We start from the raw sequence: 15838 nt of genomic DNA, 5'->3' as shown, positions 1-15838 counted from the left end.
CAAGAAAAATAGGGGTCTTTCGGTGAAAAGTGTCGGAAAAGACCCCTATTTGGAGGGAAACAATGCACCAAACGTCAGCTTCTTTCTGGTTGCGCGTGTTAGCGCTCTCTGTGGGGGCTTTGCTTTCGACCATGTTTGCGTTTATCTTTTTTTCCGCAACGGAAGCTCTCTGGGTCGGACGGGGGCTTTCTCTATTTGGGGCCGTATGGAGCCCTCAGAGGGGCAAATTCGGAATTGCGGCCATGATTCATGCCTCATTTCTCCTTTCCCTGTCCGCCCTTTGCCTCGGCTGGCTGCTTTCCCTGGGCTGTTGCTGTGTGCTCAGAGGGTTGGGGCCCCGGTGGCTTTCTGCAGTGCTCAATGTCGCTCTGCGCTTTATGACAGCCGTTCCGACCGTGGTATATGGTTTTACCGCCGTATTTCTTCTCGTGCCCCTGATTCGTGACGCATTAGGAGGTTCGGGTTTCTGTTGGTTGGCGGCAGGAGTGATGCTTGCCTTCCAAGGGATTCCAACTATGACCGTGGTTATGGATGGAGCGATGCGAACTATCGAGGCGGAAACCTCTTTAACGGCTGCCGCGCTGGGGATGAACCCCATACAGAACCTGAATCGTGTCGTGATTCCCGCTTCCCGGTCCTGGTTGCTGTCAGCCGCGATCCTCGGATTTGGACGAGCTTTGGGAGATGCCCTACTGCCGACGATGCTGGCCGGAAACGCCGTGCAATTCGCATCTACGCCTCTGGATTCCATGCGGTCCCTCACCGCGCACATCAGTCTGGTCCTTTCTTCGAATATCGGTGGAGGCGAGAATCTTTCTTTATTGCTGGCTGGAGGTTTGCTTCTCGCGGGCAGCGCGGCCGTCAGTCTCCTGGCGCTTTTTTCAAAACAGGAAACCCATGGACGATGAAAAAGAGCGAAATGTTGCTAACGCTGGTGAGCTGCTTTGCCGCTGTCGTTGTTTGCGGGACATTGGCGGTGCTGTTGATATTCCTCTTTGCGAAAGGTTTTCCCATGTTGGGGAAAAAGTTATTTTTCGGGGCCGTTTCCCCGGCAGAGGCGTTGTTGGGTTTCAAACCCGTGTGGGACGGCATCTGGCCCGCTGTTGCAGGAACGCTTTCTCTCCTCTGCGTGACCATGTTTTTCGCGCTATTTCCGGGCATCGGGTGCGGAACCTTTCTGGCTTGCTACGCTACGCCCCGGCAAAAATATTGGCTGAGTTTGGCCGTCGATCTTCTGGCAGGCATTCCCTCGATCGTCATTGGGCTTTTTGGTTTTGTTCTTATCGTCTACCTGCGGCGGACATTCCTTCCCAGAGGAACCACCTGTCTTTTACTGGCTGCTTTTTGTCTGTCGCTTTTGGTCTTACCCGCGCTCGTCGTGGCTACCCGTGGTGCGCTGGAGGCTCTTCCGCGCAATCTTGCCCTTACGGGCGCGGCATTGGGCTTTTCTCACGACCAAACGGTTTGCCGCCTTCTGCTTCCTGCGGCGGGAAAGGGCATTTTGGGGGGAATCATGCTCGCTATGGGACGAGCGGCGGAGGACACCGCCGTCATCATGCTGACCGGCGTAGTGGCTAACGCTGGGCTTCCTGCGGGACTAACCTCCAAATTCGAGGCGCTGCCGTTCCGTATTTACTATACTGCCGCACAGTATACCGACCAACAGGAACTCCGCTCCGGCTTCGGCGCGGCTCTCGTTCTGCTCTTGCTCTCGGGTGGATTGCTGTTTTGCGCATGGGGCCTACAAAGAAGCCTGGAACGAAAATGGAAAGGGATTCGATGAGAGAAAGGCTTTTTACGATGGAGAGGGATAATGAGCATCGGAAATACTGCGTGTCCGTCCGCAACCTAGTCGTGTCGTTCGGCGAGCACGAGGTACTACATGGCGTTAACGTGGATTTTCCATTCAAGCAAGTGAGTGCCCTTCTTGGGCGGTCGGGATCGGGAAAAACTACTTTGCTTCGCTCACTTAACAGACTGAACGAACATTTCGAAAACTACAGCGGGCAGGGAGAAGTATCAGTCGTTCTGAACGGAAATATCCGGTCGGTTCATGCAAAAAATAGAGAAAGCGCAATGCCGCTCGATCAATTGCGGCGTCTTGTGGGAATGGTTTTTCAAGCCCCCAATCCCTTGCCTCTGAGCATCCGCAAAAATATCATACTGCCGTTGACGTTGGTCGCGGAACTTGGAAAAGACGAGGCCGAGGAAGCCATGAGTCGCGTCTTGAACGAAGTAGGATTGTGGAATGAAGTCCGCGACCGCCTTGACCGCCCAGCTCAGGCGCTTTCTGGAGGTCAGCAGCAGAGGCTTTGCCTGGCTCGCGCCCTCGCTTTGAAACCCGAAATATTGCTTTTGGACGAACCCACAGCTTCTCTGGACCGCGCTGCCGCGTCTCGAATAGAAGAACTTATCCTCTCTTTCAAAGGTCGATATTCCATAATCATGATATCCCACAGCCTGTCTCAAGCCCGTAAACTGGCGGATTTTATAGCCATTTTAACAGAAGGTAGAATTGAAGAAACCCTATCGGCGTCGGCATTGCCCAACAGCAATGAAGCGGAATTACTATTGGAGAGACTGATTTGGAGAGACTGATTTGGAAAGGCTGATTTAGTATTTTTATATCCGACAGGTTCCTCAAATCTGAAGTTTCGAGCTGGTGAACTTGCGCGCTGACCGTCATTCAGCCGAAATGACACAGAGCTTCGATAACTTCTCCGACTATCTGCGCAAGGCTGAACCCTCTGGCGTGGAGAGCTTATATTTTCGTGAAAAAACGCCTTACCGTATCCGAAGAGAGTTCGGAATCCCGCGTCAGTTCCAAAGATCAGGTAGGTAGAGGTGAATAGGCAGAACGGGAACGTCCAGTTCATTTTTTAGTTCATCTTTCACCTGAACGTACAGTTCCTCGTGCACACACGCGAAATCGATGACAGCGTAGGGGGAAACGATGTTGGACATTCGCCGGCATCCAGAGAGAAACTCCTCCTTCGTTGTCGTGTAACCGTTGTTGGGGTTGTTGACCATACGCAATTTCACGGCGCGAATATGAGAGACGCCGAGGATTTTCCCAAGCGTCGCGTCAATGTGCTCGATGTCCCAGGACCACGGCCTGAACACGTTCAGAACATAATAAACCCTCGTATCGTCGTTATCAATGTAGGGCGCGAACCCTCCTATGGCGCGCGCCCCAATATAATCTCCACCAACATCCATGACGACATACCGATCTCTGTCTTTCAGCGAGGCAACGACTCCTCCCACCAACGTGGGAGCGTCCATGAACTGCTCCTGATAGTGGAACACGATGTTTTTCCTTTCGTTTTCTTTTTCAACCGCTTTTCTGGCATCCCGCGAACGAAACAGAGGCTTGACCATGTCCATGTCGAAAAAATGCACGGGATAATTGCCCAGTTCCGCAAGGCGTTTTGCGAAGTTGAGAGAAATCTCGCTTTTCCCGCTGCCCGCTTCGCCGATGAAGACAAAATTTTTGCAGGCGTCTGTCAAATTTGGGAAATTCTGGATTTGCGTCACGATTTCATCGACCTCGAATCATATTCTTTCAATCATATTTTTTCAATCATATTCTTTTAATCATATTTCTTTCATTAGATGTCGCCTTAAATGTCGCCTAATTGATGTCGCCGCTGTTTTTTTCCACTCTCTAGGCCCTTATGGAAGGCTTCTTTGTTGAGTGAAATCAGATCCTGTTTTTTGCCCAGCTGCTGAAGAAGAGTCTCCTCCATGATCTTCTCGTCCAGAATACCGGTGTAGCCGATGTAAACCCCCAACATGATAACGTTCAAAACCTTGGGCGAGCCCATTGCAAGAGCCAGTTCCGTCACCGGCGCTTTGATGACAGCCACGTCTTCACGGGCGATTTTCTCTTTCATAATTTTCTCTTTCACAATGGAACTATTGATGAAGAGCCTGCCTCCCGTTTTCAATACGCCGATGAATCGATCGAGCGAAGGGCCGTTCATGACGATGAGGTCATCCATCACGTCTCCCACCGGGACCCCTATCGGCTCGTCGGAGATCACGACGTAACAGTTGGCGGTACCGCCCCGCTGTTCCGCGCCGTAAGAGGGAAAAAACGTGACATTCTTTCGCGTGGAGTCGCACGCCGCGTGGGAAAGCAGTTTTCCCAACATCATGATGCCCTGTCCGCCAAATCCGGCCACGAGCAAATTGGTCTCCATGCTTATCCCCTCCTACTGCTGACCTGGAATTTTATCGCGGGTAACGCCGAGTGGAAATTCCGGTAGCATTTTTTCCTCGATGTACCCCAGAGCGGCCAAAGCGTCCATTCCCCAGTTCGTAGGACAACTTGTGACGATTTCGACCATCGAAAAACCCCTGCCCTCTAGTTGATTCCGAAACGCCTTACGGATGGCATTTTTTGTCTTGAAAACATTTTGCGGAGTGTTGCAGCTCGTGCGCTCCAAATATACAGGGGCTTCGAGCTGGTTCAATATTTCGCACATGTGCATCGGGTAACCGTGCTCTTCCGCGACGCGTCCCTTCGGAGCGGTAGAAGCTTTCATTCCCAGAAGCGTGGTAGGCGCCATCTGTCCGCCCGTCATGCCGTAAATCCCGTTGTTGACAAAAACAACGCTGATGTTTTCGCCGCGGTTCGCCGCGGAAATAGACTCCGCGAGACCGATGGCGGCAAAATCCCCATCGCCTTGGTAGGTGAACACGAGAGACTCTGGATTCGAGCGTTTGATGCCCGTCGCCACCGCGCAAGCTCGGCCATGGGGGGCGGTGATATTGTCGAAAGCCATATAGTCCATGTGGAGCCCGCCGCAGCCGATACCCAATACAGCGACCGCCCTGTGAAAAAGATCCATCTCTTCCAGGAGTTCCCCGATCAATTTCATCGCCGTGCCGTGCATACATCCCGGACAAAAACCGCTTACCATACCATCGCGGATTCCCTGAGTCCTCGAATAAATTTTTTCCATATCGACTGTCTCCTATTATCCCCTATAGTTCTAAGATTTTCGCGGCTGCTTCCAGGACTTGGCCTTTTTTCATAATGTTGCCGCCGGAACAAAGACAGGTATGGATAGGACAGCGATTTTTCACGGCCCGGTCCACATCTTGCACCATCAGCGCCGGTATGGACATTTCCACGTCGAGCACCGCTTTTACCCTTCCGTAATCGAGTTTCTCGAAAGAAGCGAAGGGAAAGGGGTGTATCGTTTGCGGGCGTATCAAGCCGACTTTTTCCCCCCGCGTCTTCAGGAGCTCGGCCACCGACTTGGCGACGCGGCCAGACGCGCCATAGGCGGTAAGTACGACTTCGGCGTCCTCCAGTCCAGACTCCTCTGCCTGAACGTCATTTTCCCATGAGTCGTACATGGCCGCCGCCCTCTCATTGAACTGTTGCATAGCGATAGTGGACCAATGCCCTGGTTGAATCCACGAACGGTTCGCGTAGTCCAGTTTGTGCCCTACGCACGCCCACGGCCTTTTAGATTCCTTGATATCCGCGACCTCCTGGTCTGTTTTTATATCGGGCAACTCGACCGGCTCCATCAGGGTGCCGATCAAACCGTCACAAAGCACAAGAACGGGGTTTCTGTCGCGATCCGCGTAGTCGAAGGCTTTATAGGTCATGTCCACCGCCTCCTGCACCGAGGAGGGCGCGAAGACCATCATCTCGAAGCCTCCGTTGCCGGAGGCTTTTGTCGCCTGCAAATAATCCATCTGCGCCGGCTGAATCGAGCCAACGCCTGGTCCGCCCCTGCAAATATTCGCGTACACGATCGGAACGCGCGCCGCGGCACAATAAGAAATACCCTCGCTTTTCAAGGATATCCCTGGGCTGGAGGAGGACGTCATGGACCGAGTTCCCGCGGACGCGGCTCCATAGACCATGCTGATGGAGGCGACTTCGCTTTCGCCCTGAATAAAGACTCCATGCACTTCCGGCATTCTTCTCGCCAAGTATTCCGGAATTTCATTTTGGGGCGTGATGGGATACCCCGCGAAAAAACGGCACCCGGCACGGACAGCCGCCTCCGCGATGGCTTCGCAGCCCTTCATAAATACCCTTGCCATTTTTCTTCTCCTTTTCAATTACTTCAATTACCTCAATTACTTGTATATTTCGATTGCGGCGTCAGGGCACATCGCCGCGCACATTGTACACGCGACGCAAGAATCCCCATTCTGGACCTCCACATATTCGTATCCTTTCGAGTTGACTTGCTTCCCAATAATCAAAACTTCTTTGGGGCAAAACTTTACGCAATATCCGCAGCTTTTGCAGCTTTCCGCTCGTATTTCGACCCGCGCCATTTTTCCTAGCGGCATTACAGTAAATTATTGCCGACAAACCCCGCGACAAGAACAGAAGCGATAGTGACCGTCACGAAGCCCCCTGTGATCATTTTCGGCAGGATATAATTTTCGATGGCCTTCTTCTCTTCAGGAGTACTGCCGATAGCCGCCGCAACCTCCTGAGAAATAAACAAAGTTGTTGGAAAACCGAAAGTGCAGGTCAGCCCGATGGGGATAGCCAGAAGAGGGCTCACGCCCAGAGCCTTGCCGACAATGGCGCCGAAAACGACCGTAGCGAGAGTTCCCACAGCCAGGCAGACCACCAGAGGGAAAATGAGGCTCATGAGAAGCTCAGGCGTGGTTTGAGTGAGGTTGGCAAAGATGACCATCGTCGTGGCGAACATGATCAGCGTACCTGAGCCCGATTTGCTCAGAGCCTGCTTCTCCAAAAAACCCAGTTCCGTGAAGAAAATACCCGCCAACAAACACACCACAAAGAAATGGACATTTCCATTGGTCAGCCCAGCCAAATATTGGGCGATGCAAGTCACAATGGCCAGTTTGGCGAGAATGACGATAGGCCTGTTGAAGGAAGCGGGAAATTGCAGTAGATTTTTTTTCGGAGCGGCGGTACCCTGCAACGGAATCTCATTTTGCAGGTAAAGGTTCATGCTTTCTGTGTCCTTGACAAATCGCTTGGCTTCTTTTCTGAGCAGGAACGAGGAAACTGGAATCCCCACGAAGTTCTGAAAAACCAACACGAGCAGGATAAACGAGGAAAGGCTTTGAACAATCTCCGGCTCGATGATTTTCTGTTTGACGGCATCAAGCATGATCAAGCTCGCGACGTTGGCCCCTGCAAAAATAGGAGCTCCCGCAAAAGCCAGATTTCGCCCGAAAATGAAAGAGCCGACGATCAAAATAGCCCCTGTCGCAATCACGACAGAGATGCCCCCAATCAAAACGGTTTTCCATTGTCGCATCAACTCTTGAGCGTCCATCAGTGTTCCCAGGGATGTGATGAGGATTCCAATCAACACGCCCGCCGTAGGTCCGATAGTGGAAATGGTGAACAACTCGTGAGGAAAAACGAAAGAACCGCTTGGCAGTTTGGCCCAAAAGCCCATAAGAAGCGTAAAGGCGATAACCAGCGTGGCCGATAGAATAGCTTTTGTTTTTTCAGCCACCACTTCGCCAAGCGCGAAAACAATCAACATCACTGTCAAAGCCTGAGTCGGATTCATATTCTTACCTCCTGAATTTTAGAAAATAACCGCAAAACAACACGCTCGTACCCGTCCACATTTCAAAAATTACTGTTTCAAAAATCACTATTTCTCACCCATCTCCCTTCAAGCTTTGGACTTACAAGGTGACACCGTCGCCGCAACCATCAAGGTGACACCGTCGCCGCGACCATTAAGGTGACACCATCGCCGCAACTATCAATGTGACACCGTCGCCGCAACTATCAAGGTGACACTGTCGCCGCGACCATCAGCGATAAATACTTTTCTTCCACGGACGAGGCCCTTGACGCCAAAACAATGGGCACTTTCGCCCCAACGATGAAATTCGCCATCCGACCGCCGCCGAACAGGAGGATACTCTTGCCTAGAGCATTTCCCGTATGGATGTTAGGGACGATAAGGACGTCCGCGTCTCCCGCGACAGGGCTTTTGTAACCCTTGATCACGGCGGCTTCGGGATCAAGGGCCAAATCCAGCGAAATGGGTCCCTCCACGATACAGTCTTTTATTTCACCCTCAGCGTTCATGCGGCGGAGCGCGTCGGCGTCCACGGTTTCCGGCATCTTGGGATTGAGTTTCTCCACGGCCGCCAAAACGCCTATCTTGGGATTTTCATATCCCAGAGCCTTCAACGTCTCGACGGTGTTTTTGATGATCGCTTTCTTCTGCTCTAAAGTGGGATACGTCACCATGCCGCCATCCGTAACGACGAGAAGTTTGTGATAGCGAGGCGCCTGGAAGATCACAAAATTCGACATCAGCCCGCCCGTTCCAAGACCGGTTTCTTTGTTGACAACCGGTTTGAGCATTTGGGCCGTCTCCAATTTGCCCTTCATGAGGAAGTCGCCCTTGCCCTCCCGGATGAGACTCACGGCCTTTCGCGCTGCTTCGTCGTCGTCGGGAACGTCGTAAATATCCTGGTAAGTATCCTGGTCGGGTGCAACCGCGCCCAAATGTGAAAGAATTTCCAGAGTTTTTGCCTTATCACCCACTAGAACGGGTTTTACAAGGCCATCTTTTTGCGCGCGCAACACGGCTTTTAAAGCGTGCTCGGCGGCGGAGGCGACCACGACCACCCTTCGGGGGCTGGAGAACCCCTTTGTTTTTTCAATCAGTTCATCAAAACTGCGTAAAATCATTTCACAACCCCACTTTCCGATATGATCCGCTAATCCGCCATTGTGTTGGGGCGGTGTATTCCCAACAGGCAGAGTCCGCTTGCGATACCGACGCCTCCCGCCATGAGCATCGCGCTCGCGTAAGAACCGCTGAGATCGTACAACCTCCCGGCAATGGCGCTGCCGAATGACGCGAAGATCAAATTCGTGCAAATGAGCAATATTGCATCCCGTAAAAATCACCGGTGAGCGCCGACACACAGGTAGGCACGCCGCCAAAAGCAAGCCCGCCAAGAATAAAACCCAGCGGCACCAAGAAAAATCGTCCGATGATTATCGCTCCAAACAACGAGCCCGCGGCAACCAACAAAAGCAAGACATCGAGCGCCATTGTAAAACGGTATCCCTTCGCGTCATATAAAAGACCGAACACGACTCTTCCCACTCCATTAAAAACGGAAATCAAGCCCACGAGAGTCACGACGCCGCTTTCAGTCAGGGGTTTTACCTCCATGACGACCCCGCTGGCCTGCGACACGAGAACAAGCCCGCCAGCCCCAGCCAATATGGACCAGCAATAAGCATGCCAAAAAGAGGAATGCCTCAATATCCGCTCCGGAGGCAAACCCGTATTTTCCCGTTCGCGCGCCGCGCTTTTCCCCGCCTCGATAACATCTTCGGGGGCGTTTTCAAAAAAGACGCTACTACCCGCTATGAGCACAAAAAGAAGCGCGCCCAAAGATTTGAAAGAAACTCGCCACGCGTCTGGAGCAGCGGCGGTATATATCTGAAAGATTTTACCCATCAGAAGACTGCTAAGCCCGAACCCCATGAATAAAATTCCGGAGATCAGCCCCCGTCTATCTAGGAACCACTTCGACATGGTCCCCATCACCGCGTTGTAGGCCAGTCCGGAGGCCAATCCTATCATAACCCCGAAACCGGTGTAGAGTTGCCAGGTAGCTTGGGTCCGAGCTGTAAGCCAAAAGCCCGCCAAAAACAATATTCCCGACGCGACAACGTTGATCTTGACGCTGATTTTGGCCGTTCCAACGAGAGCCCCGCCCAAAAGGCCACCCAGACAGAAAAAGATCATCGCGACGGTAAACGTCATAGAGAGCTGGGCCTTCGACCAAGTGGAAAATTCGCTCTCTATCGGAACGGAAAAGACGCTCCAAGCGTAAATCAGGCCAGCGAACAGCAAGACACAAACGCCTACGACAGCGTATACCCAACGATTGAGGTGTTTCATCCTGAACTGCCGGCGATTCACGCTAGGCTTTCGCCAATTTTTCCAGCGCGGCGACGGCAAAACAGGCCAATAAGCTGACGCCCGTGGGCAAAACACTATCGTCCACGTTGAAACGAGAAGAGTGATGCGGAGCGGTCGTTCCCTTTTCGGGGTCTCCTGAGCCCAAAAAGAAGAACACCCCAGGGATCACGGTCTGATAGAAACTGAAATCTTCAGAGGTCATCCGTATCGGGGACTCTTCCACGTTCTCCTGACCGACGACCCGCACGGCGATTTCTCGAAAAAGTTCCGTCAACGCGGCATCGTTGTTCACAGGGTGAGGATAGACGGAAACGTATTTCGTCTCGGCGGAACCTCGGTAGGTTTCGGCTACGTTCTTCGCCATGCGCAGGAAGGCTTCTTCAGCGTGAGCGCGGACTTCAGGAACAAGGGCGCGGATGTTGCCGCACAACTCCGCCGTCTCTGGAATGACGTTGACGACATTTCCAGAGTGGAGCTTGCCCGTACTGATGACGCAAGTTTGGAGGGGGTCAGTTTCCCGGCTGACGATATTCTGAATCGCCAGGATAAAGTGAGCCGCGATGACGGTCGGGTCGATGGCCTGGTGAGGCAAAGCCCCATGACCTCCTTTGCCCCGAAAACAAACCTCCCATGTGTCGGCAGTCCCCATCACGGGGCCGCAACGCCATTGAACTCTCCCCGATGGAACGTGGGACCACAGGTGCATCCCAGCGATGGCGTCCACTCCTTCCAGCACGCCCTCCCTCACCATCACTTGGGCGCCCGACCCCGCGCCAAATTCCTCGGCGGGCTGAAAGATAAACCGGATTCGTCCAGAAAGACGGTCTTTTATGGAATATAAAACTTTCGCCGCTCCCAGCAGCATGGCGATATGGCCATCGTGCCCGCAGGCGTGCATAGCTCCAGGATTGAGGGACTTGTAGTCCATGTCGTTCTCTTCGCCGAATCCCAGCGCGTCGATATCCGCGCGCAAAGCCAGGCATGGGCTTTCCCCGCCGCAGTATAAGTCAGCGAGAACCCCCACGGGTTTCCCCCCCAATCCAATCTGGGAGTTCAATCCGATTTTCTCCAGCTTCGAGGCGATAAAGCGGCTCGTTTCCACCTCTTGCCACGAAATTTCCGGGTGCATGTGCAGGTGTCGCCGCAGCGCGGTCAAATCTTCCGCCATTCCGGCGGCCGCGGTTTTAATTTGCTCGATATACTTGCTATCCATGGTTTTTATCCTGTTTCCGCATCTCCATCATCTCCATCGATCATCCATCCCTTCCATGAAGCTAAAGTGAAGCTAAAGTAAAGCTAAAGTGAAAATAAAATCATAATCCCTTAGATTTGGATATAGGAGTAGTCATTTACTTGAATGAAATTGAATGAAGACAGCATGAGGCAAAACACCTATATTGTCCACACCCCCCTTTAAAAATGAGAACAATTCTGTCATACTTTTTGTCATACATTATTTGACAAAAAGTGTAAACTAAAAATTTTAAAACAAAATGTCAATGATGAGAGAAATAGTAGCGATTAATGATAAAAATGTCAATATCCTATTAGACCATAATCCTATTAGACTATATTGATTGGAGGGGCGCGCTGTATGGATGTGAAAAATCACGTGGAAGATGAATTTGTTGACTTCTTGGAAAAATTAGCGAGCCTTGTGGCCGAAACCTTCGGGAGCAACTGCGAGGTTGTCATATCCGACTTGGATCACCCAGAATCCACTATTTTGGCTATTTTCAACGGCCACGTCACCGGGCGAAAGGTAGGCGATCCGCTTATCCCTCAGGCTCTCGAACGAATACGCAACAGCGCCGATGGGTATTACATCAACCGAAATGAAAGTGAAACCAAAGGGAATAAGCTGGTCAAGGCGTCGACGATCAGCGCTCGTATAGGTGGACGTAATATCGCCTTTTGCATCAATTATGACTACACATATTTGGAAGCGTTCAAACATTCCTTGGACGAGTTTTTGTCCATGCAAAGCGATAGAGATATAGACGAAGAGCTTCCTTACTCTCAGCATATCGAGCACGCTGTCAGGAAAGCCATAAAAATCGTACGTAAGCCTGTGCGCTTGATGAACAAAAAAGAGCGGCTCGAAGTGATTGCTTACTTGGAAAAACAAGGTATCCTCAAAATACAAAAAAGTGTGCAAACTATCGCTCGTTACTTGGCAATTTCTCGTTACACAGTCTACAACTACCTCAATGAGTTGCGGGCCGAAAAAAATGAAAAACAGGTATAGTTATACGGGTCTAGCCGGTACTATAATGGTCTTTTGTGTTACTGACATAAATTCATTGAGGTAAAGTGGTACATTTTGCAGGTTTTTCAATACTTTTTCTAATTTTTTCTGCTTCGTCCCAAGGTTCAATAGAGCCATAACTGTCATGTCACTGCTTATTCCCGTTTTTGCGTTCCAGATATAGACTTTTCCCTAATTTCAAACACCCCGATCAAAAATTATGGAGTAGATAGTACGATTGTTTAGGCCTAACCTAGCTGCCCGGCGTTAGGTTTAAAAAGATGTTCGAATAAGCTAATTTTTTCAATTCCTATTAGAAGAGGTTTTAGTATTTTGCAAATGAAATATTCTCTTTTATTACGCTACTTTATTACTTTGATCCATTTTTATCTAGTAGTACCCACCTTTAGTACCCCCCTTGAACGCTTATGATTATTATAATATATTTTACGATAAAGCGATGAGAAAGCCAACGGCTTCAACTGTTGAATGAAATTGGATGAGAATCGCAACGCCGCCAACGGCGGCGTTTGTTTTGTATTTGGTTTCTTGCCATATGTCTACTTTCATGTTAAACTCCTTTTATGGCTTATCAACGCGAGATGCGAGGCGGAACGCGACCGGGATATCAATCAGGATATCAATCGGGATATCAATGTGGCTGTAAATATTCTCAGAGTTGGGGCATCCACTCTTAAAGGAGAAGACGTAAGACCGGTTTCAGTCGGCTGTCTTTGTCGATCTTAGAATCCCACAACTTTAATCGTGGGAGTGTGTCAATAATATTGACTAATATTGACTTGAAGGAGGTTTTTTTTTGGATCGCAAGATATCGCGTATGCGATGGCGCTTCCTGACGGATGAATCCCGGTCGTGGGTTGATCAGAACCTGATCTCTGAGACCCAAAGAGACGAGATCATGAGGAGCTACGACGTTCCAGGCTCTTTCCTAACCGCTATTCTGGCGCTTGGGGTCACGATGATCGGCCTCGGCGTCCTTAGTTTCATCGCGGCAAACTGGAAAACCCTGCCGAACGAAGTGAAAATCGCCCTGATTGTGGGTTCTTACACAGTGAGCGTCTTGGGCGCGTACTTCTGCGCAAAACGGGGCTGGGGCGTCATGTCCGACACGTTCCTACTCCTGTCGGGATTTCTGCTTTTGGGCGGGCTCGCCTTGATTTCTCAGATATTTCACCTTCAGAGAAGCCTCATTGATCTTCTGGCGACGTGGCTCCTGATTTACCTGCCGACGTTTTTGTTGGCGCGTAGCGTCGCGATCTACACCCTGTACGAGAGCGTTGGACTCGTTTACATGAACATGCTGTACATCGATTCCCCCTTTTGGCGTTCCGGTAATTTCCACGGCCTTGCCACGCTCATCATGCCCTACCAGGCACCTTTGTTGCTGATCCTGCTCGTCACAGCAGCGTGGTGGTCCTGGCGCATGGAACGGGACTCCGATTCCGCGCCGAGGTCGATGCTCAGAACGGTGTTCGCGGGCGGAAGTACTCGAAAAATTTTCCTGAGCAATTTCTTCATCCTCGACTGGTTCACATGGCTCTGCATCATTAATTCGACGCGTGAAAGCTTCCTGCCTTACGTGGTGGGCATTCTGGTCATTGGGACCCTGATTTCTCTTTCGGCGTGGATACTGGACGCCTCGGATCTCGACTTGCAAGGGCTGTTGTGTGTGGGGCTGGCCGGGTTCGCCCTGACGCTCCGGGTTGTGTGGGCGGGGTGGAATCACGACTACTCTGATGACTCTCAGAGGTTCCTCTTCCGTCAGGTACTGGCGAGTGCCGCGCTGGGCGCGTACCTCCTTTGGCGCATCGCCCAGCAACGAAGAAACATAGCGTTTTCGGTGTTTCTGTTTTGCGTGATTCTGGCGCGGTGGTATTTCGATATGTTCTACAACTTCATCTCGAAGTCTTTGTTCTTCACGCTGGGTGGGGTTTTGCTGCTTCTGACCGCGTTTGCCTGCCACCGGTGGAACAGGAAAAGAAAAAGAAGTGGAAAGAAGCCCGAGGCCGATTCGGAAAGTACGGAAAGGAGCGGCGGCGATGCGCACGGTCTTTAAGTTTCTCGCTTCGTTGACATACTTCCACGACTAAAGTTGTGGGATTCTAAATTCGACAAAGACAGCCGACTGAAACCGGTCTTACGTCTTCTCCTTTAAGAGTGGATGCCCTCACTCTGAGAATATTTACAGCCGCATTAATATCCCGGTCGTGTTCCGCCCCGCATCTCGCGTTAATAAGCCATAAAAGGAGTTTAACATGAAAGTAGACATATGGCAAGAAACCAAATACAAAACAAACGCCGCTAACGACGGTGTTGCGATTCTCATCCAACGGCTGAAGTCGTTGGATGAGAATCGCTTTATCGTAAGAGTTTAGGAGGCGCACAGTCGCGCGTCTCTCAACTTTTACTAAACCTTTCCCTATGTTCACATGTCCACTCGATTATCAAGTTTTTCCTTCATGGCCTGAATGAACTTGCATGGTCTGAATGAACTTGATCACCTCGTCCGCCGGGACCTTGCGCAACACCCGGCCATCACAAGCGTCGATCACCTAAAGCTACACCATGCCCGCCTCTTCTAGGACCTCGTACTTCAGCTCCCGATCAAAGACAGACAGTAGTTCCGCCGTCCGCTCGGTTAAATCCGCCGTCGTTTCTCGGTCGAAAACCGACTCGTTCTCAGATTCGATGGCCTTCATCATGTCCAAGGACAAAGGCGTCTCGGTCTTGTTGGGCGCGGTCGCAGTCCCGAATCCCAGTGGGGTTCCGCCGCGGGCCTTCTCGAAAGGCATCGTTTCCCATGATATTATTCTTCTAAAAATGTCTTGCAATATATGATAACGTATGTTATGATAAATAAGTAAAAGCTAACATAAGCTAACACAATAGATGCAATGAGACTATCAAGGGATTCTATCATCCACAAGGGCAAGAATTGGTATATTTACGGCGAAGGGTTTGTTCTGACCATCAATGCAAGCAGTCATTCGCCCATCCCGAAACGGCGTTTTATATTTTGACCTCCATCGAGGGTTGCAAAATAAATTGAGGGTTGCAAAATAAGCGGAGTCCGTTTAAGATTTTTACCTAGGGGAAATACCTAAAATTCAAACTGGGGAGTTTGAGAATTGTGTACAAAGATCTTGACAAACACGTCAAAAACTCAATAATGGCCCAGAGGCCCAGAGGCCCAGAGGCCCAGAGGCCCAGAGGCCCAGAGGCCCAGAGGCCCAGAGGCCCAGAGGCTAGTTTTTACTTTTCTTTCAAAACTTTTTTACTCTCCTTCTTTCAGTTTTCCCTTTTTTAATTTAAGAAATAAAAAGTCTTTCTTGATGCTCGCTTTCATGCTCGCTTTCAAAACGGTCGAGGATAAATGTGCCTACGACAACGAAAGGAGGCGATGACCTTTGGTTTTCTCCTCCACGGTGTTTCTTTTTCTGTTTTTACCCGGACTGCTGTTTCTTTACTATAACCCGTTTTTCCTGTTCTTCAACTCACCTCATAAAGGGCGAACATTTCGCAATACGGTTTTGCTTTTGACGAGCCTTTTCTTTTACGCGTGGGGCGAGCCTCTTTTTGTGTTCGTCATGATGCTTTCTATTTTGGTTAACTGGGCTTTCGGGCTGCTTTATGT

19 protein-coding genes are annotated in these 15838 nt (G+C 50.8%); 7 read left to right on the top strand and 12 right to left on the bottom strand.

All coding sequences use genetic code 11. The annotated features are described in order from the left end of the window. Positions 1-62: 62 nt before the first annotated feature. Genes LBJ36_09875 through LBJ36_09865 form a run of 3 tightly spaced genes read left to right on the top strand, consistent with a single transcriptional unit; the run spans position 63 to position 2598 of the window. Positions 63-908 (top strand): ABC transporter permease subunit, encoded by an 846-nt coding sequence (locus LBJ36_09875; protein ID MDR1379341.1) that lies wholly within the window; start codon positions 63-65, stop codon positions 906-908. Continuing rightward, positions 905-1783 carry an ABC transporter permease subunit gene (locus LBJ36_09870; GenBank protein MDR1379340.1) on the top strand — a complete coding sequence of 293 codons (879 nt, stop codon included), beginning with the start codon at positions 905-907 and terminating at the stop codon, positions 1781-1783. The genes LBJ36_09875 and LBJ36_09870 overlap by 4 nt, the downstream gene beginning before the upstream one ends. A gap of 17 nt (positions 1784-1800) precedes the next feature. Then, on the top strand, positions 1801-2598 hold the full coding sequence (locus LBJ36_09865; GenBank protein MDR1379339.1) for an ATP-binding cassette domain-containing protein: 798 nt from the start codon (positions 1801-1803) through the stop codon (positions 2596-2598). 219 nt (positions 2599-2817) lie between these two features. Here LBJ36_09865 and LBJ36_09860 read toward each other — a convergent pair whose 3' ends face one another. The 10 genes from LBJ36_09860 to LBJ36_09815 form a co-directional block, all read right to left on the bottom strand. After that, positions 2818-3537, bottom strand: coding sequence for a hypothetical protein (locus LBJ36_09860; protein ID MDR1379338.1), 720 nt, complete (start codon positions 3535-3537; stop codon positions 2818-2820). Positions 3538-3623: 86 nt separating this feature from the next. Then, positions 3624-4205, bottom strand: coding sequence for a 2-oxoacid:acceptor oxidoreductase family protein (locus LBJ36_09855; protein ID MDR1379337.1), 582 nt, complete (start codon positions 4203-4205; stop codon positions 3624-3626). 12 nt (positions 4206-4217) lie between these two features. After that, a complete protein-coding gene (locus LBJ36_09850) occupies positions 4218-4970 on the bottom strand; it encodes a 2-oxoglutarate oxidoreductase (GenBank protein MDR1379336.1) in 753 nt (250 codons plus the stop codon). 22 nt (positions 4971-4992) lie between these two features. Then, complete coding sequence (gene vorB, locus LBJ36_09845; protein MDR1379335.1) at positions 4993-6072, bottom strand: 3-methyl-2-oxobutanoate dehydrogenase subunit VorB; 1080 nt, start codon at positions 6070-6072, stop codon at positions 4993-4995. Between the two features lie 36 nt (positions 6073-6108). Beyond that, complete coding sequence (locus LBJ36_09840; GenBank protein ID MDR1379334.1) at positions 6109-6327, bottom strand: 4Fe-4S binding protein; 219 nt, start codon at positions 6325-6327, stop codon at positions 6109-6111. After that, complete coding sequence (locus tag LBJ36_09835; protein ID MDR1379333.1) at positions 6327-7538, bottom strand: hypothetical protein; 1212 nt, start codon at positions 7536-7538, stop codon at positions 6327-6329. Before LBJ36_09835 ends, LBJ36_09840 begins: the two co-directional genes overlap by 1 nt. Before the next feature lie 227 nt (positions 7539-7765). Then, positions 7766-8683, bottom strand: coding sequence for a phosphate butyryltransferase (locus LBJ36_09830; protein ID MDR1379332.1), 918 nt, complete (start codon positions 8681-8683; stop codon positions 7766-7768). 29 nt (positions 8684-8712) lie between these two features. Next, positions 8713-8865: a hypothetical protein gene (locus LBJ36_09825; protein ID MDR1379331.1), complete on the bottom strand. Its 153-nt coding sequence runs from the start codon at positions 8863-8865 to the stop codon at positions 8713-8715. Then, positions 8862-9935: an MFS transporter gene (locus LBJ36_09820; protein MDR1379330.1), complete on the bottom strand. Its 1074-nt coding sequence runs from the start codon at positions 9933-9935 to the stop codon at positions 8862-8864. The genes LBJ36_09825 and LBJ36_09820 overlap by 4 nt, the downstream gene beginning before the upstream one ends. 1 nt (position 9936) lies before the next feature. Beyond that, a complete protein-coding gene (locus tag LBJ36_09815; GenBank protein MDR1379329.1) occupies positions 9937-11148 on the bottom strand; it encodes an amidohydrolase in 1212 nt (403 codons plus the stop codon). A gap of 381 nt (positions 11149-11529) precedes the next feature. Here LBJ36_09815 and LBJ36_09810 point away from each other — a divergent pair, with 381 nt between their 5' ends. Next, entirely contained in the window at positions 11530-12183 is a 654-nt protein-coding gene (locus LBJ36_09810; protein MDR1379328.1) for a PAS domain-containing protein, read from the top strand. Here the strand turns inward: LBJ36_09810 and LBJ36_09805 are convergent, their stop codons facing one another. Next, positions 12184-12342 (bottom strand): hypothetical protein, encoded by a 159-nt coding sequence (locus tag LBJ36_09805; protein MDR1379327.1) that lies wholly within the window; start codon positions 12340-12342, stop codon positions 12184-12186. A 658-nt stretch (positions 12343-13000) separates the two neighbouring features. Here LBJ36_09805 and LBJ36_09800 point away from each other — a divergent pair. Next, positions 13001-14260 carry a DUF2157 domain-containing protein gene (locus tag LBJ36_09800; GenBank protein ID MDR1379326.1) on the top strand — a complete coding sequence of 420 codons (1260 nt, stop codon included), beginning with the start codon at positions 13001-13003 and terminating at the stop codon, positions 14258-14260. A gap of 502 nt (positions 14261-14762) precedes the next feature. Here the strand turns inward: LBJ36_09800 and LBJ36_09795 are convergent. Then, positions 14763-14996 carry a hypothetical protein gene (locus LBJ36_09795; GenBank protein MDR1379325.1) on the bottom strand — a complete coding sequence of 78 codons (234 nt, stop codon included), beginning with the start codon at positions 14994-14996 and terminating at the stop codon, positions 14763-14765. Between the two features lie 102 nt (positions 14997-15098). On the opposite strand from LBJ36_09795, the gene LBJ36_09790 reads away from it, so the two are divergent. Next, complete coding sequence (locus tag LBJ36_09790; GenBank protein ID MDR1379324.1) at positions 15099-15224, top strand: DUF3781 domain-containing protein; 126 nt, start codon at positions 15099-15101, stop codon at positions 15222-15224. Between the two features lie 387 nt (positions 15225-15611). Beyond that, the coding region (locus LBJ36_09785; protein ID MDR1379323.1) for a hypothetical protein at positions 15612-15838 on the top strand (227 nt) is incomplete at its 3' end.

The sequence above is a fragment of the Synergistaceae bacterium genome, assembly GCA_031267575.1.
Taxonomy (GTDB): domain Bacteria; phylum Synergistota; class Synergistia; order Synergistales; family Aminobacteriaceae; genus JAIRYN01.
This window is presented reverse-complemented; position numbering and strand designations above follow the sequence as displayed.